Consider the following 22,472-nt stretch of genomic DNA (forward strand, 5'->3'; position numbering starts at 1 on the left):
GTGCCGCCCTGGCGCGTTCCGACATTTGAAGCGCGAGCTTTTTTCCTGACCTACCCCTTCACCCCGCCGGCGGTGAGGCCGGAAACGATGCGGCGCTGGAAGATCAGCACCAGCACCACCAGCGGCACGGTGACGATCACCGAGGCGGCCATGATGTTGCCCCAGGGGATCTCGAACTGCGAATTGCCTGACAGCAGCGCGATCGCCACCGGCACGGTGCGCTGCGTGTTGGTGGAGGTGAAGGTGAGCGCGAACAGGAACTCGTTCCAGGCGCTGATGAAGGCGAGCAGCCCGGTGGTGGCGAGCGCCGGCCACATCAGCGGCAGGAAGACGCGCGTGAGGATGGTCCATGGCCCGGCGCCGTCGAGGATCGCCGCCTCCTCGATCTCGACCGGCAGGTCGCGCACGAAAGTGGTGAGCACCCAGACCGTGAACGGCAAGGTGAAGATCATGTAGGACAGGATGAGCGCCAAGAGCGAATTGTAGAGCCGCAGCGCCCGGATGATCTCGAACAGCCCCGCAAGCGCGGCAACCTGCGGAAACATCGACACCGACAGGATGGCGAGCATCAGCACTGCGCGCCCGCGGAAACGGATGCGCGCCAGCGCGTAGGCCGACGTGACGCCGAGCAGCAGCGAGACCGCGACGACCGCGCCGGAGACAATCAGCGAGTTCACCAGATTGCGCAGGAAGGGGCCTTCGGTCAGCACGTTGCGGTAGTTGGCGAGGCTGAACGATCGCGGCCACAGGCCTGCCTGGAACAGCTCGGTTCCCGATTTCACGCTGGTGACGATGGCGTAGTAGAACGGAAAGACCGCGACGAAGACGATCGCCAGCAGCAGGAGATAGAAGGCGGCGCGCTTCAGCATTCTCATGTCAGCGGCCTCCTTCCAGGCTCAGCCGGCCGATCCGGATATAGGCGATGGTGAGCAGGCCGATGATGAGGAAAAGCAGCGTCGAGGCGGCCGAGCCATAGGCGAACTTGTCGAACTCGAACAGGTTTTCGCGCGCGAAGACCGACATCGATTTCGTTTGCACGTTGTTGGGCGTCAGCACATAGATCAGGTCGAAGATGCGCAGCGCGTCGAGCGCGCGAAAGATCACCGCCACCATCACCGCCGGACGAATGAGCGGCAGGGTCACCCACCAGAACACCTGCCATGCGCTGGCGCCGTCGAGCTTGGCCACCTCGACGATCTCGCGCGGCAGCATCTGCAGTGCGGCCAGGATCAACAGCGCCATGAACGGCGTCGTCTTCCAGATGTCGACGATCAGCACGGCGATCATCGCCGTGTCGGCGCTGGCGGTCCAGGCGATCTTGGCATGGATCAGGCCGAGGCCGAGAAGCGCGGCATTGATGATGCCGAACTGGTCGTTGAGCATCCACTGCCACATCTTGGCCGAGACGATGGTCGGGATCGCCCAGGGGATGAGGATCGCGGCCCGCACGATGCCGCGGCCGCGGAATTCGGCGTTGAGCGCAAGTGCCACGACCATGCCCAGCACCGTCTCGCAGGCCACCGAAACCACGGCGAAGCGCACCGTGTTCCACACCGCGCGCCACCAGACCGGATCGACCAGCAGCCCGTCATAGAGCACGCGGCCGCTCGGCATGCGCAGCACCGAGAAGTAATTGTCGAAGCCCACCCATTGCCGGGCGTCGAGATCGGCCAGCGAGGCGTCGGTGAAGCTGTAATAGACCGTACGCAGGAACGGCCAGACGGCGACGACGGCGAGCACGAAAAGCATCGGCGCGAGAAACAGCCATGCCGTGCGCACGCGTCGGCGCATCAGCGGCGATCGCCTTGCCGCGGTCACCAGCCCTTGCCCTTCAGCTTGGTCAGCCTCGCTTCAAGATCGGCCAGATTGTCGGCCGCAGAGCCTTGGCCGGAGATCGTGTTGTGCACGGCCGTCCAGAACTGGCTCGACGCCTCGTTGTATTTGATCCTGGCGGTTGCCGAGGGCCGCGGCTGCGCGTTGAGAAAGATCTGTTTCCAGCGCGGCACGATCGGCTGCTGCCTGGCGATATCGGGGTCGTCATAGAGCGCTGCGATGGTCGGCAGGTTGGACGTCTTCAGCGTCCGGTATTTCTGCATCTCGCGCGAAGCGATGAACTTGACCAGGTCGATCGCTGCGTCCGGGTGTTTCGAATATTTGGAGACGGCAAGGTTCCAGCCGCCGAGCGTCGCGACCGGCCGGTCGCCTTCACCACTGCCTGCCGGCAGCGGCGCCACGTCGAACTTGCCCTTGATCGGCGAGTTCTCGCTGTTGCCGAGCGCATAGGCATAGGGCCAGTTGCGCATGAACACCGCATTGCCGGTCTGCCAGACGCCGCGCACTTCCTCCTCCTGGTAGGCGAGCACGCCCGGTGGCGCGATCGTGCCGATCCAGCCCTTGACCATGTCGAGCGCGGCGGCCGCTTGTGGGTTATTGATGGAGATGCCGCCGTCCGGCTCGATGATCCCGCCGCCGCCATTCGACATCACCCATTCGAGCGCGTTGCAGGTCAGCCCCTCATAAGCGTTGCCCTGGAAGACGAAGCCCCAGATGTCCTTGTTGCCGGCCGCCCGCTCCTTGTCCATGACCAGCCTGGCTGTGTCCTGCAGTTCCTTCCAGGTTGTCGGTACCTTGGCGCCATATTTGTCGAGCAGATCCTTGCGGTAATAGAGCGCCGGCGCGTCGGTGAAGATCGGCAGCGCGACCAACTTGCCGTTGACCGTCTGCGATTGGATGATCGACGGGAAATGCTCGCCCACGACATCCCTGGTCGCCTCGGTCAGGTCGACGAGTTGGCTGGCAAGCTGCGGCGCCCAGATGACGTCGGTCTGGTAGACGTCGATGTCGCTGCTGCCGGCAGCGAGCCAAAGCCGGAATTGCCCGAACTGATCAGTGGTCGAAGGTGGGATGACGACGATGTCGACCTTGTTGCCGCTCTTTTTCTCGTAGAGATCCAGTATCTCGCGCAGCACCTTGATGCCGTTGCCGGTATCGCCCGACACGATCGACAGTTCCACCGCGCTTGACGGACCGGCGGCAAGCAGAACGCCGACGGCAAGCGCCAGGAATGCGGAAGCAAGTTTCACGAGATTGCGGACCTCCTGCGCGACCGGCGACGCGTACGTCGCGGCTCATCAAGGCCCCTGCGATGAATGCGTGGCGGCGCTTAGGGTTCCCGCGCTTGTTTCGTGCTGGTCAGACGGGCGGATCGATGAAGCCGACCTCGGTCGGCTCGACCGCGTCGGTGGCCCGTTCCTTCCACCCGTTTCGCGCAAAAGCGGACGGGCTCCGAAACCCCCGCCCCGGAGCCCGCCTGGGAGTGGCTGACGCATGCCGGCACAGCCTCCTCCGACGCCTTGCCCGCGTCGATCCGCCGATCGGCCGCCCGGCACGACGACGAATTAGCATGCCCTAACGTCAGCCTATGTGAAGGAATTCACAGTGCCGGGACGCCGTTAACCTTCCCAGCCGACCTGGATCATGCCGAGCCGCTCGTAGAGCCTGAAGGCCGCGGTATTGCTCACCGTATTGGTCTTGAGATCGACATGGTTCGCCCCGCGCTCGCGGAAGACCAGGAACACGTGCCGCATCAGCGCCTCGCCAAGGCCCTGCCTTCTGGCCTCCGGATGGACGGCGAGGTCCTTGACGAAACCGGACCTCCGGCAGAGCGCCGCGCCCGCCAGCAGGCCCTTGCCGTCGATCGCCAGGAAGCAGAGAGCTGGATCGAACTCGGCATCGCCGGCGATGCGCGGCCACCATTCGTCGAACGGCCCGTCGGTGCCGTCGTCGAACACCTCTTCCAGCAGGGCGTGCAGGGCTAGAGCATGATGCCGAAAAGTGTGAAGCGGTTTTCGGGCAACATCATGCTCCCTCTCTAATGCATCCCCGTGCTCGAACGTGCGCAGGAGGAAGCCTTCCGGCCAATGCGGCGCGGTCAGCGTGTCGTCGAGGACCTTGCGCAGGCGGATGTCGTTGGGAGCCGGCGGGCGGGGCATCTTGTTTTCATGCATGGCGCTGTCTCGAAACGCCGCGCGGGACTGGACGGCCCGCTCAGGCGTCAGGCGGCAGGCGATGCCGCCTGCGGTCGACGCCGAGGCCCGTCGCCTCGAGCAGGCCCTTGCGCTTGGCGTCGTAGTAATAGCCGGTCTGGTAGAGCGTATCGGCACGCTTGGCGTTGCCGCCCGAAACCAGCCAGGCGCCGCGCAGATACTTCACCGCGAATTTGAGATTGGTCTCGGCATCGAACAGGCCGGTCGCCGGCCCGTCATAGCCCATGCCGCGCGCCGTCGCGTGCTTGATCTGCATCAGCCCCCAATGGCCATGATTATAGGCTTTCGGGTTGAAGGTGCTCTCACGGTTGACGACATGGCGCACCAGTTCGACCGGCACCTCATAGATCATCGAATATTTCTCGATCAGCCGCTCGATCTCGCCGCGCGGGCCGCTGGCGTGCTGCTCGGGCTGGCCGGGTGCTGCAAGCAACGCCGGATTTCCCGGCACGACATAGGCGACCTGCTGGACACCGGGCATCGGGGCAATTTTCGCCGACTGGCCGGTGAGCGGCATGGCGACGCCGGCAGTCGTATAGACCGCCGCCTGCTTGATGGACCCCGTTTGCTTGATGGACGATGGGCCGGTCGGTGAACCACCGGCCGCCAGCACCGGCGGCGGCGGAAACTGGCTGAGGACTGGCGTCGAACCAGCGAACGCCACCGGCTGCGCCAAGGCCACGCCGGACTGCGGCGCGCCAGGCTGGACAGGTGGCGGCAGCGCGGCACCTGGCGCCGCCGCCATAGCGGCGGCATCGCCGGTCAGCGCTGCGGTCTGCACCTGCGCCAGACCCGACGGCTCGGGCAAGACGGCCACAGTTTCGGGCAGCGCAAGCGTCGGCGTATCGTCCGCGACAACAGGCGTCGAAGCCGCCGCAAGCGCGGGCGCGGCCTTCATCTGCGAGGTCGAGGTGCAACCGCTGAGACCGGCTGCCGCAATGAGCACGCCGAGCGCGGTGATGATGATTTTAGGTGGCAAGCCGTGCGGGTCCGGTTTGTCGGTTGTTAAGGAGTCCTTACACCAGCGATTCACCCCCGGCAATCGGGGCCACCCGGCGGTTTTCGGGTGGCGACAACAGGGCTGAAGTGCCATATTGTTCTGGATATGTACTCGTTTTTCGCTGTTTCGCGGAAGGAATACGTCATGAAACCCACATCCCAGATCACGGCCGGCCACGCAGTGTTAGAAACAGTGATCGGCTTCATGGGCATTGCCTGGAGCGAGAAGGGCCTGATCCGGCTTTGCCTGCCCGAGCGCAGCCGCGAAGCGGTCGAGCGCCGGCTGCTTCGCCACCCCGGCGTTTCAGCCTCGACCGACCAGCCGCCCTGGGTGGTCGAGCTGATTGCCTCGATCAAAGCCTATGCGGCCGGCGAGGACGTCGACTTCTCCGGCGTGCCGGTCGATCTCGACGGCGTCGACGATTTCCGCCTCGCCATCTATGACGCTGCGCGCAAGCTTCGCTTCGGCGAGACCACCACCTATGGTGAGTTGGCCAAGCGCGCCGGCCATGCCGGCCTGCCGCGCGAAACGGGCGCGGCACTTGGCGCCAATCCGGTACCGCTCGTCATTCCGTGTCATCGCATTCTGGCGGCCGGCGGCAAGATCGGCGGCTTCTCGGCGCCGGGCGGCTCGGCCACCAAGGAAAAGATGCTGGCCATGGAAGGCGTTCGCGTCGGCCCGCCGCCAGCCGCGCAGGCCTCATTCGGGTTCTGAACCGACGGTCAAGGCAGCGCGCCTGGAGGCCTGGATCAGTACATTGGTCGCTTGTTCATCGGATTGGCCGGCACCGGTTGCATCACGTCCCAGTGCTCGGCGATCTTGCCACCCTCGACGCGGAAAATATCCACGATGACGGTTTCGGGCATGTTGCCTGCCTTCGGTTGAACGACCTGGGTCATGACGAGGTCGCCTTCGGCGATCACCCGCTTGAAGTCGACCTTTTGTTTTGGCCAATTGGCAACACCCAGGCTTTCGAGAAGCTTTTTGACCGAGTCTCGGCCATCGGTCATCGTCGGGTTATGCTGAATGTAAGCCTCGGCCCAATAATGGTCCAGCGCGGTAAGGTCATGGTCGCCGAACAGCGCCTGATAGGCCTTCAGGACGAGCGCCTTGTTCTTTTGGGTTAGTTCCTGTTGCTGCACCGCCTTGACTGGCTTGGTGTTTCCCGCATGTGCGACGGCGGTGAGGGCCGCGACGGCGAAAGCAGCGGCCGCAAAGGATTTAAGTTTCAACATGGATGTCCCCTCGGTGCATGTCAGGTCAGGGCGCGCGAGACCAGGACCGTATCGACATATTGCCGCATGCGGATGATCTTGCCGTCGCGCAGTTCGTAAAGATGAGCGAAGGGGGCCGTCATGGATTTTCCCGTCGCCTTGTATATGCCGGAATATACGCCGAAGGCCGCCACCCGATCACCATCGGCAATGAAGCTGTGCACGTCCGCGTGGTATCCGGTCCATTCCGAGCCAAGTCGCTTGAAGACCCCTTGCATCAGGGCCTCGACGCCGACATACGTGCCGGGATAGGGGAATCCTTCTGCCTCGGTCCATTCGATGTCAGGGGACAGAACGGCAAGAAGATTGCAGCCGTTCTCCTCGGAGGTTCCCTCGTAGGTCCTGCGGATCAGGTCGAGGTTCGTCGCCATGTCAGCCCCACTTCATCTCGCCCTTGGCGACCTTGGATCCGATATCGAGGGCGACGCCCATACCGAGGCCGGGGAAGCGGGCCTCCATTGCGGCCTTTAGCGCGGCGCTGTCGGCCGCCTTGCTCAGTTCCTCCTCGAAGGTGAGAAGATAGGACTTGGTGAATTCCACGGCTGAAGGACCGGTCGCGGCATCGGGGGCTATATGGCCAGGCACCACCACGGCGGGCTTGCGGGCGGCAATCGCCTCCAGCGTCTTGACCCAGGCGGCGCGGCTTTCCCTGGTCTGCGTGTCGGCGGTCCAGACATGAACACCGGCGAAGATCATCACACCACCGAACACGGCATTAAGCGACGGCACGAACAGGTATCGGCGATTGGCGAGTCCTTCTTCCGCGTTGACGATCTCGATCGTTTCGCCGTCGACACTAAGCGTTGGGCCGTCGAATGCTTCGGGCAGAACGATGTCGGACAGTGCCTGGGGGCCGTTTTCCTTCAATTGCGGGCTCCAGACCGCGAGCTTTTTCTCCACACTGCCTTTGATGGCTTCGAGCGTGGCGGAGGCAGCAATCACTTTTGCGTCCGGGAAGGCCTCCCGCACCGGCTTCAGGCTGAAGTAGTAATCGGGATCGGACTGGCTGACATAGATGGTGGTCAGTTTCTTGCCGGTGGCCTTGATGGCCTCGGCGAGCGCCTTGCCGTCCGGATAGGTGAAGCCGCCATCGATCAACAGGGCCTCGCTCGGCCCGGACAGCAGCACCGGCGCGCGGAAGAAGCCGTTCGGACCTGCCGGGAAATGTTTCCAGTCAAGCTTGCTGCCGGCGGCCTGGCCGCGCCTGGCGAATGCCAAAACGGCGGTTGCGCCGAGGGCCAATGAGGTCTTCATGATCTGTCTCCTAGTGAACATGGAATGACTCGTTTGAACGGGATGGCATCAGGTCGCGGTGGCAATCCGCGGGTCCGCCGCTGATGAGAGAACAGCGCGGAAGGTAGCCCTGCTGGATTAATTGATAAATTGTCCATAATGATACAGAATGTATGCTGTAAGCTTACAATCAAGCGAAGGCTTCCGTGGAACCGATCAACCTCAACCGCCTCGCCTATTTTGCCACCGTCATCGACGCGGGCTCGTTTACCCGAGCAGCCGAGCGGCTCGGCATCACGAAGGCCGTCGTCAGCCAACAGGTCGCCCGCCTTGAAGCCGAACTGCGGACCACGCTCCTCGTGCGCACGACGCGGAGGCTCGAGCCGACCGAAGCAGGCCGCCTTCTGCACGCACGATGCGTCATGATCCTGCGGGACGTTGAGGAGGCAGTCGCCGAGGTCGGCGAGGGCAACACCGAAGTGGCCGGCGTGCTGCGCGTTTCCGCGTCCAATGATTATGGGACGATCGTGTTGGCCCCGATCGCAGCCCGTTTTCGGCAGAAATTTCCGGCCTGCGGCGTCGAGCTGTTCATTTCCGATGCCATAATTGATTTGATCGGCAGCAAGATGGACCTATCCATTCGGGTCGGCTGGCTGGAGGACTCCAGCCTGCAGGCGCGCCGCATCGGCACCTTCCGGCAAATCCTGGTGGCTTCGCGGGATCTTGCCGCCAAGGTCGCGGTGGACCAGCCGGAAGATATCTCTTCCTTGCCGCTCGTTGCCAATTCCGGCCTTCGCAAGCCGTTCACCTGGAGCTTCACCCGAGGCGGTTTCGAGCGGCGAACCGTCACCATGCGCGAGACGTTCTCCATCAACTCGACACCGGCCGTACTGGAAGCGACGCTCGCCGGCGGCGGACTGGCGGTTCTGCCGGACTATCTGGTCGTCGACTATCTATCGCAGGGCCGTCTCGTCCATATGCTCCCCGACTGGGCGCTGCCCTCCGGCGGCATTCACGTCGTCTACCCGCCTGCGCGCTTTCGCCCGCAGAAGGTGACGCAGTTCGTCTCCATGCTCATGGAACAGATCCGCGAATGAAAGCGCATGCCCCCGAGAGGCGCGGTCGTTCAGTTGAGCGAAGGCTTCCGGTGCGGTCGATGACTGGCCTAGTTGTTGTGGAAGAACCGCCGGCGGAAGCGCCGCTCGAAATCCGGACGCTTGCAGACATAGACCGCGCAGGATCTGGTGTCGGCGCTCGGCACGTAAGCACGCGCCCTCACCTCGCCCGCGTCGCAGAAGCGCTCGTCGCGCACATAACGGTCGTAGAGCGGCAGCCCCGGCACGCGCGTCGACTGATAGCGCAGGATGACGGCGCCCTGCCTGGCGATCGTCGCCTGCACCCGATTGCAGCTCATGCGCGTCGGATCGTAGCGCGATGCCGCCTGCGCCTCGGCGGCCATCAGCAGCAAGCACGCGGCAAGCAGAATGGTCTTCATGGTTCCTCTCCTAAAGCAATTCCAGGAAAGATGTGTAGCGGTTTCCGTGAAACGGCGAACCGCTCTGGAACGGCAAGCATCTTCATCCCTCCACAACGCGGGGCGGCTGTCAAAACTTCCATACGCCGCTCCAATTTCTCCTCGATGAGGACGACATGCCGACAGCGCCCGGGCGGCACGCCCCGAGCAACCCGTCTTGTTTTCTTGCTCAAACTATCCTATATCCGCAGCATTGAATTTGGCCGATCGATCGGGCCGCGATCTTCGCGTTTGCTGACGTCTATCTCCAAAATTTCGATACCGCCGGCCGGGCGTTTGGTCCGGTCAAACAAAAGCAAATGTGAAGGGCATTCTATATGGCAACTGGTACGGTCAAGTGGTTCAACGCCACCAAGGGCTACGGCTTCATCCAGCCTGACAATGGCGGCGCGGACGTTTTCGTCCACATCTCCGCTGTTGAGCGCGCTGGCATGACCAGCCTGGCTGAAGGCCAGAAAATCAACTTCGAGATCGAGCAGGACCGCCGCACCGGCAAGTCCGCCGCTGGGTCTCTGAGCAAGGCAGCCTGATTTGGCTTAAGCATTTTGCAGCCAGGCGTAACCGCTTGGCGTCGCAAGGTGCGACTAAGTAAAGGCGCGCGCCGGATGAAGGTTCGGGGCGTGCGGCAAGTCACGGATGTACTGACGGTCGCGCGATAAGCGCGCCGGAGCGAAAAGACCCGACAAGCTGGAACAGCAGATAGCTGCCAGCCCGGACCAGACGCTCCCGATCAGGCTACCGGCATAGGAAGGCGGGCATTGCCCGCCTTTTTTGTTGTCTGAATTTTGGCGAGTTGCTGTCTGGGTTTGATGGTCCCACCGGTGGTACTTTTAGCCCAATAGTGGTATTATTTGCCTATGACCAAGCTTGAACAGATCGAGAAATCCGTTGCCGAATTGAGCCCCGAAGAACTGAAGGCCTTTGCCGCTTGGTTCGAGGCTCTCCAGGCCGATTTGTGGGACAAGCAAATCGAAGCCGATGCAAAAGCGGGCCGACTGGACAGGCTTGCAGAGCAGGCTCTGGCAGATCACCGCGCAGGCCGGACCCGCCCTCTGTGAATCACTTTGCCGCCCCCTCATTTTGGGCCGCCTACGATAAACTACCTAAAGCAATCAGGGTGAAGGCTGACAGCAGTTTCGCCAAGCTACGTGCAGATCCGTTTCATCCTTCGCTCCATTTCAAGCGAGTTGGACGTTACTGGTCGGCTCGAGTTGACCTGGATTACCGCGCTGTTGCAGTCCGAGATCAGGACAATGTGGTGTGGTTTTGGATCGGCACCCACTCCGAATACGAACACCTTTTGAAGTAGCGCGTTACGGCCGCAGCCCCCGACCGGGCGGTCGCCTTGTTTGCGCGCCCATCCAGGTCAGCCGCAAGCGGCGATGGCGTGATGAAGAATTACCCCACCCACTCGATCGGCACATGCCCCTTGTCCGCCTCGATACGCTTCAGCCAGGCGGCGACGGCTGGATAGGCGTCGAACTGGAAGCCGCCCATCCCGGCGGTGTGGGTGTAGGCATAAAGCGCGATGTCGGCGACGCTGTAAGCGCTACCGGCGAAGAAGGCGTTCTGCTCCAGATGCTTGTCCATGACGCCCAGCGCCTTGTTGCCGCGCTCCAGCGTCTGCGCCAGCCGTTCCGGCGTGGCGTCCTTCGCCCGCTCCGGGAACGTCAGAAGCGCCTTGCGCACCGCGATATAGGGCTCATGGCTGTATTGTTCGAAGAACAGCCATTGGTAAGCCAGCGCGCGTTCATACCTGTCGCCCGGCAGGAAGCGCGTGCCTTCGGCAAGATAAAGCAGGATGGCGTTGCTCTCGGTGATGCGCCTGCCGTCGTCGAGCTCGAGCATCGGCACCATCGCGTTCGGATTCTTGGCAACGTAGTCCGGCCTGCGCGTCTCGCCGGTGTGCGAGTTCACCTCGACCCGCGTGAAGGCAATGCCGAGCTTGGCCATCAACAGCCGCGGCTTGTAGCAATTGCCGCTGTCCGCCATGTCGTAAAGGATCATGCCACATACCTCGCGCGTTTGATCGCTAAATGCATGTCGCCCAGAAGCGGTTCTGGGACAACGACATGCATCAAAACAAAAAGCTTAAAGCGCGTCGCCTGAATCCGTTTCAGCGCGACGCGCTTCAAGGCTCTAGCGCGCCACGGCGGGTTTCATCCAGTGATTTGTTTTTGAGAAGAACCATCAGTGGCGCTGATGCGTTTTTGGGATCGAGCATCAGCGATGCTGGTGCAGGGGCACGACCCTGTTGTTGGCGTCGAGCAGAGCGTCGACGGAAAGCGGCTCATCCTTGAAGATCATGCCGGCAAGCGCCGGGCGGGCAAGATGGAAACCCTGCAGCAGATCGACGCCGCCTTCGAGCGCGACGCGCAGATGCTGCGCGTGCTCTATGCCTTCGACCAGCACCTTGGCGCCGCGCTCGTGCAGCATCCCCACCAATGGCCGGAAGAAGCGCTCGGCGGCGGCATGGCGGCAGAGCTCGGCGAACCAGCCGCCGTCGATCTTGACGATGTCGGGCGCCAGCAGGTTGATCCGCGCCTCGGTCGAATGTCCCGTACCGAAATCGTCGATGGCGATGCGGATGCCGTCGCGCCGCATTTCGCGCACGAGGCTGGCAAGAACGTGATCGTCGGCGGCCTGCTCGGTGATCTCGCAGACCAGCAGGCCCGGTTCCAGCTCGAAATCGCCGAGATGCCTGGTCATCAGCCGGATTTCAGCGAGCGCGCGCCCGAGATGGTCGTTGATCAGCGGATTGTAGTTGAAGAACAGCGTCAGTCCCTCGACGCCGATGTGGCTGTAGTTGCGGAGATGCAGCATCCGGCACATCGTCTCGACAAACAGCCGGTCGGCCGCGGGAATGCCGTCGAAAAAGATCGACGGGGTCACCGGCTCAGCGATACGCCGCGGCTCGATCAGCCCCTCGACGGCGACCGCCTTGAGTACCCCGCCCTCCGGCGCGAAAATCGGCTGGTAGGCACTCCACAGCCGGAATTCGCCATAGATGCCGAACTGCAGGCCGATTTCGTCGGCGAAGATCGCCGTGGCGACGTCGCGCCGCCTCTCACGCCTCCCGCTCATGGCGAGACCTTGCGCCCGAAGACTTTCGCTGGCCGCGCCCGCGGCGCCGGAGCCGGCGGGCTTGCGGCGGCCGATGCCTTGCTCCCTTCGGCGGGAAGCTGCTGCGCGCCGGTACCGAAGACGCGAAAGCTGGTGGGGGCAAGCTCGGGCCGGGCGAGCACATAGCCTTGCACCATGGAAGCACCGGACCTCTCGGCAAGTTCCAGCTGCCAGCCTTCCTCGATGCCTTCGAAGACGGTGCGGATACCCTGGCTCTCGAAACTCTGCACCATTGCCGTCAGCAACGCGAAGCCGGCGCCGGACTCCATCAGCTGGGTGATCCAATGCGCATCGAATTTGACGATGTCGGGCTTGAGTTCCTTGATCCGGTTGATGTCGGATTCATCAGCCCCATAGTCGTCCACCGCGATGCGGAAGCCATTGGCCCTCAGCGCCTCGACAAAGGAGTAGAGCGTTTCCTGGGACGCCGACTTCTGCTCGGTGACCTCGCAGACGATGCGGCGCGGGTCGATGCCGGCTTCGTGCAGCACCAGCCGCATGTCGCGCAATGCCTTGTCGGCGATGCTGCGATCGGTGAAGACCGACGGGTCGAAATTGACGAAGACCGACGCCTCTTGCGGCAGGCAGGCGCCGGCGTTCAGAAGATGCAACGTGCGCGTCAGCGCCTCGATATGCAGCCGGTCGCCAGCCGGGCAGGTACCGAAAAATGCCGCCGGCGACTGCGGCTCGCCGTCGCGAAACGGCCGGATCAGCCCCTCGAAGGCCACGATCGAAAGCTTGCCTTCCTTGAAGGCGAAGATCGGCTGGAACGCGCTTTGCAGCGTATAAATGCCCCAGACACCGGTCGAGGTGCCGTCATCATGACGGATGATATTGCTCATCACGGAAGCACTTGATTTCATATGATGATTCTCAGGAAAGGGCTTCCGATCACTCTAGGATCACAAGGAACCCTTGAAATGGCTACAATCAGCAAGCGAAACGGTAAGTTCAACGTCCAAGTCAGACGGCTAGGACACACGTCGAGATCAAAGACATTCATCACCCGGCAAGACGCTGAAAGATGGGGTCGGGAGATCGAATGCCAGATAGACCGTGAAGAGATCGGACCAGACCGAAAGACGCTGAAAGGGATCACCCTGGCTGAACTCGTCACCCGATACCGTGATGAGGTCCTACCCAAGAAACGATCATGCCGGACAGAGACGGTCGAGTTGAACCGTTTCCTTCGGTATCCCATCACAAGGAAATCCCTGTTCAATCTTCAGCCCAGAGACTTCGCACAGTACCGTGACGAAAGGCTTAAGGAGGTCTCGAAGATTACAGGGAGGGTGATCACGGCAAGGTCATTGAAGCGCCAGCTTGCGCCGCTCTACCACATGTTCGAGGTCGCCAAGCGTGAATGGCACATTGAGTTATCGAACCCCTTGGAAGGGCTTTATCTGAAGGTCCAGGACGACAAGCGCCAGCGTAGGCTGCGGCCCGGAGAGGAACAGCGGTTGCTCCTAGAAGCCGGGAAGCTCACACTTCTCGACGGTAGTCCGAATCCCTTTGTCGGACCTATCATTGAGTTCGCCCTTCAAACCGGAATGAGGCAGGGTGAAATCTTGGCTATCACGGCCAAGGACATCGACTTTGAAAGGTCTCTCCTGCTCATCCCTGTGGCGAAGAATGGTCACTCCCGGTTCATCCCGTTGACAGCACGGGCCAGTGAAATCCTACGGGAGGTCATCGCTTGCCCTGTCTATGTCGAGACCATCAAAGCTGGACGATCTGTCGGACGTGTCATCACAAGAGGAATGATCGGGCCGCGTCATCTGACTCCATCGTCAAGAGCATTCCCGATAGACGTCTCTGCCCTGAAATCGAATTGGGTCCGTGTCTGCAAAAGGACTCAACCACCAATTCCCGACCTTCATTTCCACGATCTGCGGCATGAAGCCATTAGCAGACTGTTTGAGCTTGGATTGACGGTGCCAGAGGTCGCTTCTGTGAGTGGTCATCGGACTGTGACGATGCTCATGAGGTACAGCCACGCGAATTTGGAGAATGTCAGGGCGAAACTCACCAGAGCCGAACCTCAATCTGCATTAAGTCGGGGAGTGGCGATACCCAAGTTAGAGCTAACCACTTGAAAACATTAAATTTCGTCTCCTTATGGGCTGTCTTCGGACGGCCCTTTCTTTTACCCCTTGGCTTCGCTAGTGCGTTACCCCTTTCGACCCCTGTTTCAAGCATAGGTGCTATTTAGGTTCAGAACCGAAGGTTCCTCTAGGAGCTTCGCTCCGTCATACAGCCTGCTACAGGGGGTTCTCTCGTCTCTCCGCTGTCCCACACCGCGTCAGCCTGAAGCCCCTGTGTGAGCCCCTGTGAGTCAAGGAAGGGCATTAACTGCGGTCAGGTCGCGCCCATTGAATTACCGCAATTGACACACCATATTGTTGTGGCGGTCACCACTGGCACCAACGCCGACGACAGTCCCCCACCGTGAGCGGACCTAGGCGAGTCAGGGCTGGATAGCTGCAATTCCAAAACTGAATCCGGGTTCACCCTCTGGCGGCGACGCATGGGAACTTGTCGGACCGGACCGGCATATAGGCTTCCTTCTGTCCCTGTGACGGGATCGAGGGGCGCTGTGTGAGCGTAGGACAGTATTCCGTAGGCACCACCACCGGTGTCGGTCCTTTTGGAAGCGCAACAAACACAGCCGAAGGCGCGGTTTTCGAATCGTGTCGGCGATCAAACGTGGCCACTGGCGGATCAGGTCTACGACCCTAGCGAGCCTAAAGGTTCCCTTCCCGGAATTAAAAGCATCGCCCTTGTGATCAAAGCTGACTCAGTCGGTGGCGACGGAAGCAACAGCAATCATGGTCTGTTCTGTTGTGGCAAGAGCAAGAGCGGCGATGAACAACCCGGATACTCCTATCACGCATACCGAACCGGAGAACAACAATGGGAACTGTTACAGACTTCTTCCGTGGCTCACGCTCTATCTCTCGATCAAAGACACTTCCATCTGACGACCAAGACCTAAAGCTGCTCCAATTAGTCGATGAAAGCCGAAGGCTCAAAATCCGGGTTGTCGAACTGGATAGACTTATTCAGATGGAGTTGTTCGAATCAAACGACGCTCATCCATAATATTACATAGCATTCTGAGTATGATATCAAGTTTTATCAAAGGCTTGTCATTTTATCTCAAATAGATTACAATTACTATTGACTTTTGTGTCTATTCGTGGTACTATATAGATGAGGATAGGGAACATTTTACTCGACCTCCCCTCAGGCCGCGCTAAGAAGCTTAGGCCATCTTTCCAAATCCAAAACAATTTAACCGTAACTCCTAGCTTCGCTAGTCGAAGCGCATAGCGAAAGGACTTTTATGTCCAACATTAGTACCCGCATTCCGTCCCCGATGCCGTCAAAGAAGGGATCGCTGCTTTGGTCTCAATACGACAAGAACAAACCTCTTCAAGAACAACTCGTAGCCAACCCTCAGAAGAACCACCCCGTGAAGAAGGGGAACAACAAGCAAGGCAGGAATATCTAGTGCGTACCCAAGAGCCTGACGGAACGAAGCTCCTAGAGGAACCGAAGGTTCTGACTGACCTATCGAAGATTGCCACTCGTTCGACTATGTATGTTGATGATATGCGATTGGACTGGACCGTCATCACCGCTGTCAAGGGCAAGCTTAAATCCTACGTCAAGTCTCACATCGATGAATACTCACACCATTACCTGACATTCCAGGGCGATCTTCTTGACCCTGAGTTGGGACGATTTACATCTTGGAATACAACCATCCATGCCCTTGTCGATTGGGCTAACAGGTCTGGCCATACTGTAGCAATCTATCACATCTCGGAAGACGGCAAAGACCGTCTGGACGTCAACGTTTATTCTATAATCTGATTTTGAAAGGAACTATTATGAGTGTAAAATACAGTGTTGGGGACCGGAACATGATCGCCGGTTCTATTGAAAAACTCTCTCTCCCGCAGCGTGAGCTACTCGCCAAGAGGGCACACGAGTCTGCAACTGCCATCCGTGAATCTGGTGTCGATGATCTCGCTATCGCCTATGCCATCTTGGAACGTGCAGGCCGTTTAGAAGCCGGTACTGTTGACCGTTATGTCAACTCAACCCCAGTCGAAGAGAAGGCCCGAGACAATCGTTTCACGAGAGAGGGCATTACTGACGAAGATCGCCAGAAGGGCTCCCGGAATGCCTATGGCCGATGAGTGGAGCAAAGCTCCTAGAGGAACCGAAGGTTCTGATGATCTCCGTCGGCAAGGCGAAGCCATGAAGGAGGCCGCACTTCGGGAGTGGATGAAAGACCAGAACTTGAGTCGCGAAGCCAAGGCAGAGTTGGTCAAGATGCGGGTAACTCAGTTTACAGAAGAAGTCGCTAGCGGTCTCGACCATGATGCGGCAGCTGCTCGTATGCTTGAAGACTTGGGAGTAGTATCCCTGTGAAAGCCCGACTGGTTCGAATCGATGGTAATTCCGTCTATGTTTCGCTGGATCGTCTCGGCTCCCGACATGCTGTTATTGACTTTGATTCTTATCGAGACCTTCTTGAACTAGGATTGAAGCCGAATTGGAACTCGCTCGGCGGTAACGTCATGGGCAGGGGCACGAACGGAGCAAGAATCCTAGTCGCACGAGTCCTGAAAGATGCAAGGTCAGGACAAGTGGTTTCATTCAAGGATTCCGATAGGTTCAATCTCCGTCGTGAGAACCTTAGTCTACGTCGGGGTTTTTCTGTCAATCATGATCGTGCGCTATTGCTCCTCGACCGTGAGAAGATTCGGGCGAAGTCTTCAGAGGAACCTTGTTCTGACCTATCATGGGGAGACTTTCAGCCCTAATTTGAGTGGTTGATTTTACCTCTCAGAGAGGGGGTACAGTAGGTTTGTACCCCTTTTCATATTTTTGACTTTTATCGTAGAAATTCTCCTTATTTTTCAAGGCTTTGCAAGGTCCAATTTTATGAAATCAACCAATGAAGTATCAACATTTGAGCCGAGGTCCCGCCAACGTCTGAGGACAGAGACAGAGGCAATAAAATATCTGGATGAAAAGACCAAGTTCCCCACTCAAAGACGCATCAAACTAATCAAGCGGGTCAGGGGGGCAAAACAGCCTTTGCGAGAGGCGAACAGGATCATCCAAGAAACGCTTGTCGGAACAGTAGACACGCAAGGTTTGGACTTTTCAGACGTTCAGGAACTCAGGATTAAGCTTATCCGCCGTGACCTCTGGCTATGTCCCGAACAAGTCGACTGGCTGGACAGGTTAGACAGGCGAATAGCCAAGAAAGACATCACTCCAAAAGAGTTCAAGAAAGAAGCCCAGACGCTTCTAGAAATGCCGAACTCACTCCCGTTGTGGCACAGGGAACATGAGGCTGGCTCATACAAAGCTCTACGCTTGAACGTCCCCAATCCCAAGACAAACCCAAAGCCCCAAACAGGCGAGATCATCTACTTAGGCTTTGTCCATCTTCACGACGAATGCCCCTCGATTGGCTCTGGTCGTCGGAATGTGGAAGTTCGTTTTGATGGCGAGAAACATGTCAAGATCACATCTCTGAGTGCACCTTGGTTGAAGGCAAGCCGAATCTCGAAAGCCCATTGGGATAGTGTGAAGAAATTCGAGGTGGCAGCATGACCTCTGTCGAAATCCAAATAGATGATGTCTGGTCTGTCCATATGCGGCGGATTGTCTGGCTTGAAGATGCAGACCAAAGGACCGGGCGGCAACGCTATCGTGACCTAATGACTTCCAGCATGAAGCCTCAATACCGGTATATCCTTCGAAGGAAGGGGCGGGACTTTCGTTCTTACGAGACTATGAGAGAGTTGATTGAAGGCGCTAGGTTTATTGCTGGCATGGACTGGAATAAGGTGGCGCTTCAAGTGGCTGACGTAATCAGGGATCGACAGCCGGAAACCTTTGAGCGTGAAGAACCAAGGGGGATATCGTATTGGCTATAGATCGGAACAATCCTAGGAACCCCTTGGGTTCTGTAAACAAGTTCGATGACCTTGCGGCGCTCCTTGGCGTTGATGACGTTGCCGAAGGTCCTCGCTATTGGGTCGATGGTGTCGAGATCACGGAAGAGGAATACCTTAAGAGTGTCGGGGCTTGGGATGATTACCTTGCTTGGAAAGAGCGACAAGGTTCAGAACCACTCGGAAAGCTAGGGTCTGCGACGATTGCGGAGACCGAAAGACTATTCCGCGATGAATACAAGCACGACCCCAATGGAGACCAATGGGAAGGTCTGAAAGAGATCGCCAAGGTCTATGAACAAATGGCCGGTGGTCGTGCTGAAAGGGCGTTCTATCTGTCGTCATTGCCTACCGGCATGGGAAAGACGACGGTAGCGAAGCAGTCTACCAAGGCCCTTCTGGATAATCCCGAGTTCAAAGACGTAGGGGTGATCTACTTCCTGTCCCGCCGCGATCAAATCGAGGAGTTATTCAATGATCTTGTCGAGGGGATGAAGTTACCGAAGGGTGATTTTGCCATCATGACCGACAAGAAAGAACTCGAAGCTCTGGGCAATCCTGATCCACGGAAGGCCCGCGTTCTCTTTACGACGCAACAGAAACTTGAAGCTTATTCGAAAAAGAACGACGGGTCTTCGTTCGCCGATATCGAAGAGTTCCGATACAACGGCAAGCCACGGCAAGTCCGTGTGTGGGATGAAGCCATATTGCCTTCACTTGCACTGACTGCGAACAGGCGTGGCCTACTCTCTTTGGGAGTGGGGTTGGCACGGCTAAATGCTGATTTGGCCGATGAGGTCGAGGAGTTCGCAATCTCATTGAATGCCCATGAGGGCGAATACATCACGATGCCGGATATCGATAAGACCGGGGTCGAGTTCTTTGAGTTCCTCGGGCTGTTCCATTCCGAAGAGCAGAAGGCGATGGCAGAGGCGCTTTGGTATCTGTCCGGGCATGTGGTGAACGTCCGTCGAGACGGGAAGCACAACATCACGCTTTCGTATGAAGACATCCTGCCTGATGACCTAGCTCCTATGTTGATCCTCGATGCGTCGGGTGACCTCAGACAGACATATCGCCATTGGGAAACCGATCGCAGGACGCTTGTCCGACTGTACTCACCTAAGAAATCCTATGCTGGACTGACAATTCACCATTGGGAGAAGGCGGCGGGGAAACATTGGTTCGACCTCTATGACCAACGAAGGCACGCCAAGAACTCTAATCAGATCGCCAGTGTTGCAGATGGGGTCATAAAGATCATTGCCGGCATTCCAGAGGATGAAGCCATTCTGGTCGTGGCGCATAAGTGGGAGACGTACAAAGACAGGGTAGGAAACGAGAAGGACAAGCCGGGCACTCTGCCTGCTCTGGTAGAGGGAAAGCGGCCATATCGGGCGGGCTCTGTCGAATTCATCAATTGGGGTCGGCATACCGCGACGAACAAGTTTCAAGATGTCAGGCATGTCATTCTAGTCGGGGCTTTGCAGTACGACGACGCTTCGTATGAGGCGATGGCACGTGGTGCCAAGAAGGCCGCTCTTGAAGATCGCATTAGCCCCGATGAGATCAGGACGACACGACTAGGTGAGATATCACACCATACCTTCCAAGCCGCTGGACGTGGGTCGATACGCAAGACCGAGAATGGTGGATGTCCTGATGGATGTCATCTCTACACGATCTTCTCGACACGGGGAAAAGGTGGCTTCCCGAAGGAACAGCTTCTTACTGTCTTTCCAGATGCGGTTTTGGAGGATTGGAGGGTTGATGGTGCAGTTGAGAGGAAGCTCATCGGGAATGTCAAACGGGCTGTAGAGTTCATCCGAGATCACGACGAAGTCACGACGACGGAAGTCATGAGACATCTTGGGATGAAAGGCGGGAACTTCAAGAATCAGATCATGGACCATCCTGACTTCATGCCATCGATTCAAGAGAGCCACCTCTTCAAGCCGGGCAAGCCGGGAGTATTCCGACGGGGTTAAATGTTATCATCGCAACGGCAGAGGTAAATTCCATTTGGTTTGATAGAGACACAACAAACAATGTTATCATCCTATTCATATAAGGTACCTCTATTGAATAAAGTAATAACATTCCTATAAGGAGGTTCTTCCAATAATTCATGCTCAATCGCTAGGTCATTGGTAACAGTAGTTCCCACTCCGTGGAGGGGTCACTTAACAATAGCCTTGACCTAAGTCAGCCCGCGCCAGCGGGGAACTTAAGTTATCGCTCAAGGCCGATCCCAATACCTAGATGCATTTACAAGATTTATTGAGAAAGCTAAATCGTTTAGCCAAAGCTATTATTCCCTTCCCCCGTGATAATCCCAATTCAGGATACCAATAGTATGGGCGGCCCGGTTCGTGCCCCCCGGTACTGATCACTGGAAATCACACCAGGATCACACTGGCGTCACACCAGAAGGTCCAGAACTCTAGGAGCTTCGCTCCGTCAAAGGGGTTCTCCCTCAGTTCGACTCTTGGCCTAGGAACCTTGGGGTTCAAGAATTTCTTGGAGAAATTTTCGAGGAGTCATACCTACTGTACGAGCCGGGGGCGTCCCCCCTTGTACCCCTACCCGAGGGGTCGCCTGTGGAGGGTAAGCCATTGATATCCCTTGTGATTCTTTGCGTTATATCGGCTGGTGTCAGACGCAGCATCGTCTTGCCCACATAGACCGGTCGAGGTCGTTGAGGTCGGGAAGTCGAAGACCTTAGGAGCTTGCGAGTAAGCCGACCGGCCATGCCGTCAGCGAGGGGACCGAGCCGAGCCTTGCTTGACAAGGCGGTCATGACGGATGATGTGGGCAAGCCCGATGCTACGCGACAAAGCTTCCTCGTTCCGTGCAACTGGCGCAATTCGATCTGCGATCCTGCCAGCCAAGGGTTTACCGGCCGTTGATGAATTTAGCGTTGCCGCTCACGTCTCCTTGACCTCTGGCTCATCGCTCAATGCTTGCGCTTCGCCCGATGATGCGACATGAGAGGCGCCGCGGTCGCTCCTGGCCGCTTTCCTAGGAGACATTTCGTCATGGCCTTTCTTGCCGACGCCCTTTCCCGCGTTAAGCCTTCCGCGACCATCGCGGTGACGCAGAAAGCGCGCGAGCTGAAAAATGCCGGCCGTGACGTGATCGGCCTCGGCGCCGGCGAGCCGGACTTCGATACGCCCGACAACATCAAGAACGCGGCGATCGAGGCGATCCGCCGTGGCGAGACCAAATATCCGCCGGTTTCCGGCATCGTGCCGCTGCGCGAGGCGATCGCCAGGAAGTTCCAGCGCGAGAACAATCTCGATTACCGGCCGGAGCAGACCATCGTCGGCACCGGCGGCAAGCAGATCCTGTTCAACGCCTTCATGGCGACGTTGAACCCGGGCGACGAGGTCATCATCCCGCGCCCTTACTGGGTGAGCTATCCCGAAATGGTGGCGATCTGCGGCGGCACGTCGGTCTTCGCCGACACCTCGATCGGCAACGGCTTCAAGCTGACACCGCAAGTGCTTGAAAAGGCGATCACACCGAAGACCAAGTGGCTCTTGATGAACTCGCCGTCCAACCCGTCTGGCGCCGCCTACACCGAGGCCGAGCTCCGGGCGCTGGCCGATGTCCTGCTCAAGCATCCCCATGTCTGGACGCTGACCGACGACATGTATGAGCACCTGACCTATGGCGATTTCGTCTTCAAGACCATCGCCGAGGTCGAGCCGAAGCTCTATGAGCGCACGCTGACCATGAACGGCGTCTCGAAAGCCTATGCCATGACCGGCTGGCGCATCGGCTACGCCGCCGGCCCGGTGCCGCTCATCAAGGCGATGGACATGATCCAGGGCCAGCAGACCTCGGGCGCCTGCACCATCGCGCAATGGGCATCCGTCGAGGCGCTCAACGGTCCGCAGGATTTCATCGCCAGGAACAAGGCGATCTTCCAGGGCCGGCGCGACCTCGTCGTCTCGATGCTCAACCAGGCACGCGGCATCTCCTGCCCGTCGCCGGAAGGCGCCTTCTACGTCTACCCGTCCTGCGCTGAGCTGATCGGCAAGAAGACCAAGACGGGCAAGGTGATCGACAATGACGAGGCCTTCTGCTCGGAACTGCTGGAGTCGGAAGGGGTGGCGGTGGTGTTCGGCTCGGCCTTTGGCCTCGGGCCGAACTTCCGCATCTCCTACGCCACGTCGGAAGCGTTGCTCGAGGAAGCCTGCACGCGCATCCAGCGCTTTACCGCGTCGTTGACCTGACCGACGCAAAGCCGCCAAACGAGAAGAACCCGGCTTC

The 22,472-nt window shown here is 58.8% G+C and carries 24 protein-coding genes; 12 read left to right on the forward strand and 12 right to left on the reverse strand.

The window, feature by feature from the left end; genetic code table 11:
• Positions 1–50: 50 nt before the first annotated feature.
• The 5 genes from AC0L2L_RS17000 to AC0L2L_RS17020 all read right to left on the reverse strand — a co-directional run bounded on the left by AC0L2L_RS17000 (position 51) and on the right by AC0L2L_RS17020 (position 5,025).
• Positions 51–875 (reverse strand): carbohydrate ABC transporter permease, encoded by an 825-nt coding sequence (locus AC0L2L_RS17000; RefSeq protein WP_473579736.1) that lies wholly within the window; start codon positions 873–875, stop codon positions 51–53.
• 1 nt (position 876) lies between these two features.
• Positions 877–1,791 (reverse strand): carbohydrate ABC transporter permease, encoded by a 915-nt coding sequence (locus AC0L2L_RS17005; RefSeq protein ID WP_473579737.1) that lies wholly within the window; start codon positions 1,789–1,791, stop codon positions 877–879.
• Between the two features lie 23 nt (positions 1,792–1,814).
• The gene (locus tag AC0L2L_RS17010; protein WP_473579738.1) at positions 1,815–3,083 is read right to left on the reverse strand and encodes an ABC transporter substrate-binding protein; all 1,269 of its coding nucleotides are present in this window, start codon (positions 3,081–3,083) and stop codon (positions 1,815–1,817) included.
• A gap of 369 nt (positions 3,084–3,452) precedes the next feature.
• On the reverse strand, positions 3,453–4,007 hold the full coding sequence (locus tag AC0L2L_RS17015) for a GNAT family N-acetyltransferase (protein WP_473579739.1): 555 nt from the start codon (positions 4,005–4,007) through the stop codon (positions 3,453–3,455).
• A 40-nt stretch (positions 4,008–4,047) separates the two neighbouring features.
• Entirely contained in the window at positions 4,048–5,025 is a 978-nt protein-coding gene (locus AC0L2L_RS17020; RefSeq protein WP_473579740.1) for a transglycosylase SLT domain-containing protein, read from the reverse strand.
• A gap of 165 nt (positions 5,026–5,190) precedes the next feature.
• On the opposite strand from AC0L2L_RS17020, the gene AC0L2L_RS17025 reads away from it, so the two are divergent.
• The gene (locus AC0L2L_RS17025) at positions 5,191–5,760 is read left to right on the forward strand and encodes a methylated-DNA--[protein]-cysteine S-methyltransferase (RefSeq protein ID WP_473579741.1); all 570 of its coding nucleotides are present in this window, start codon (positions 5,191–5,193) and stop codon (positions 5,758–5,760) included.
• 35 nt (positions 5,761–5,795) lie between these two features.
• On the opposite strand, the gene AC0L2L_RS17030 is transcribed toward AC0L2L_RS17025, so the two are convergent.
• Genes AC0L2L_RS17030 through AC0L2L_RS17040 form a run of 3 tightly spaced genes read right to left on the reverse strand, consistent with a single transcriptional unit; the run spans position 5,796 to position 7,595 of the window.
• The gene (locus tag AC0L2L_RS17030) at positions 5,796–6,281 is read right to left on the reverse strand and encodes a nuclear transport factor 2 family protein (protein WP_473579742.1); all 486 of its coding nucleotides are present in this window, start codon (positions 6,279–6,281) and stop codon (positions 5,796–5,798) included.
• A gap of 20 nt (positions 6,282–6,301) precedes the next feature.
• The gene (locus AC0L2L_RS17035; protein ID WP_473579743.1) at positions 6,302–6,691 is read right to left on the reverse strand and encodes a nuclear transport factor 2 family protein; all 390 of its coding nucleotides are present in this window, start codon (positions 6,689–6,691) and stop codon (positions 6,302–6,304) included.
• A gap of 1 nt (position 6,692) precedes the next feature.
• Positions 6,693–7,595, reverse strand: a complete 903-nt coding sequence (locus AC0L2L_RS17040) for an MBL fold metallo-hydrolase (RefSeq protein WP_473579744.1) — start codon at positions 7,593–7,595, stop codon at positions 6,693–6,695.
• Positions 7,596–7,759: 164 nt separating this feature from the next.
• On the opposite strand from AC0L2L_RS17040, the gene AC0L2L_RS17045 reads away from it, so the two are divergent.
• A complete protein-coding gene (locus AC0L2L_RS17045) occupies positions 7,760–8,650 on the forward strand; it encodes a LysR family transcriptional regulator (RefSeq protein ID WP_473579745.1) in 891 nt (296 codons plus the stop codon).
• A 68-nt stretch (positions 8,651–8,718) separates the two neighbouring features.
• Here AC0L2L_RS17045 and AC0L2L_RS17050 read toward each other — a convergent pair whose 3' ends face one another.
• Positions 8,719–9,048, reverse strand: coding sequence for a hypothetical protein (locus AC0L2L_RS17050; protein WP_473579746.1), 330 nt, complete (start codon positions 9,046–9,048; stop codon positions 8,719–8,721).
• A 356-nt stretch (positions 9,049–9,404) separates the two neighbouring features.
• Between AC0L2L_RS17050 and AC0L2L_RS17055 the strand changes: the two genes are divergently transcribed.
• The 3 genes from AC0L2L_RS17055 (at position 9,405) to AC0L2L_RS17065 (ending at position 10,396) form a co-directional block, all read left to right on the forward strand.
• Positions 9,405–9,617, forward strand: a complete 213-nt coding sequence (locus AC0L2L_RS17055; RefSeq protein ID WP_027168154.1) for a cold-shock protein — start codon at positions 9,405–9,407, stop codon at positions 9,615–9,617.
• A 327-nt stretch (positions 9,618–9,944) separates the two neighbouring features.
• Positions 9,945–10,145 (forward strand): hypothetical protein, encoded by a 201-nt coding sequence (locus AC0L2L_RS17060; protein ID WP_473579747.1) that lies wholly within the window; start codon positions 9,945–9,947, stop codon positions 10,143–10,145.
• A gap of 59 nt (positions 10,146–10,204) precedes the next feature.
• Entirely contained in the window at positions 10,205–10,396 is a 192-nt protein-coding gene (locus AC0L2L_RS17065) for a ParE family toxin-like protein (RefSeq protein ID WP_473579857.1), read from the forward strand.
• Positions 10,397–10,485: 89 nt separating this feature from the next.
• Here AC0L2L_RS17065 and AC0L2L_RS17070 read toward each other — a convergent pair whose 3' ends face one another.
• The 3 genes from AC0L2L_RS17070 to AC0L2L_RS17080 form a co-directional block, all read right to left on the reverse strand.
• Positions 10,486–11,094 (reverse strand): glutathione S-transferase family protein, encoded by a 609-nt coding sequence (locus AC0L2L_RS17070; RefSeq protein ID WP_473579748.1) that lies wholly within the window; start codon positions 11,092–11,094, stop codon positions 10,486–10,488.
• A gap of 216 nt (positions 11,095–11,310) precedes the next feature.
• A complete protein-coding gene (locus tag AC0L2L_RS17075) occupies positions 11,311–12,171 on the reverse strand; it encodes an EAL domain-containing protein (protein WP_473579749.1) in 861 nt (286 codons plus the stop codon).
• Positions 12,168–13,052: an EAL domain-containing protein gene (locus AC0L2L_RS17080; RefSeq protein WP_473579750.1), complete on the reverse strand. Its 885-nt coding sequence runs from the start codon at positions 13,050–13,052 to the stop codon at positions 12,168–12,170. The genes AC0L2L_RS17075 and AC0L2L_RS17080 overlap by 4 nt, the downstream gene beginning before the upstream one ends.
• A gap of 78 nt (positions 13,053–13,130) precedes the next feature.
• On the opposite strand from AC0L2L_RS17080, the gene AC0L2L_RS17085 reads away from it, so the two are divergent.
• From AC0L2L_RS17085 to AC0L2L_RS17115, 7 genes are all read left to right on the forward strand, one after another.
• Positions 13,131–14,306 (forward strand): tyrosine-type recombinase/integrase, encoded by a 1,176-nt coding sequence (locus tag AC0L2L_RS17085; RefSeq protein ID WP_473579751.1) that lies wholly within the window; start codon positions 13,131–13,133, stop codon positions 14,304–14,306.
• A 1,525-nt stretch (positions 14,307–15,831) separates the two neighbouring features.
• Positions 15,832–16,089: a hypothetical protein gene (locus AC0L2L_RS17090; protein WP_473579752.1), complete on the forward strand. Its 258-nt coding sequence runs from the start codon at positions 15,832–15,834 to the stop codon at positions 16,087–16,089.
• A gap of 17 nt (positions 16,090–16,106) precedes the next feature.
• Entirely contained in the window at positions 16,107–16,418 is a 312-nt protein-coding gene (locus AC0L2L_RS17095; RefSeq protein WP_473579753.1) for a hypothetical protein, read from the forward strand.
• Positions 16,408–16,653, forward strand: a complete 246-nt coding sequence (locus AC0L2L_RS17100) for a hypothetical protein (protein ID WP_473579754.1) — start codon at positions 16,408–16,410, stop codon at positions 16,651–16,653. The genes AC0L2L_RS17095 and AC0L2L_RS17100 overlap by 11 nt, the downstream gene beginning before the upstream one ends.
• 516 nt (positions 16,654–17,169) lie before the next feature.
• Positions 17,170–17,850, forward strand: a complete 681-nt coding sequence (locus AC0L2L_RS17105; protein ID WP_473579755.1) for a hypothetical protein — start codon at positions 17,170–17,172, stop codon at positions 17,848–17,850.
• Between the two features lie 349 nt (positions 17,851–18,199).
• Positions 18,200–20,182 (forward strand): DEAD/DEAH box helicase family protein, encoded by a 1,983-nt coding sequence (locus AC0L2L_RS17110; protein WP_473579756.1) that lies wholly within the window; start codon positions 18,200–18,202, stop codon positions 20,180–20,182.
• A 1,050-nt stretch (positions 20,183–21,232) separates the two neighbouring features.
• The gene (locus tag AC0L2L_RS17115; protein WP_473579757.1) at positions 21,233–22,435 is read left to right on the forward strand and encodes a pyridoxal phosphate-dependent aminotransferase; all 1,203 of its coding nucleotides are present in this window, start codon (positions 21,233–21,235) and stop codon (positions 22,433–22,435) included.
• Positions 22,436–22,472 lie beyond the last annotated feature (37 nt).

It is taken from the genome of Mesorhizobium sp. WSM4832 (genome assembly GCF_055811115.1).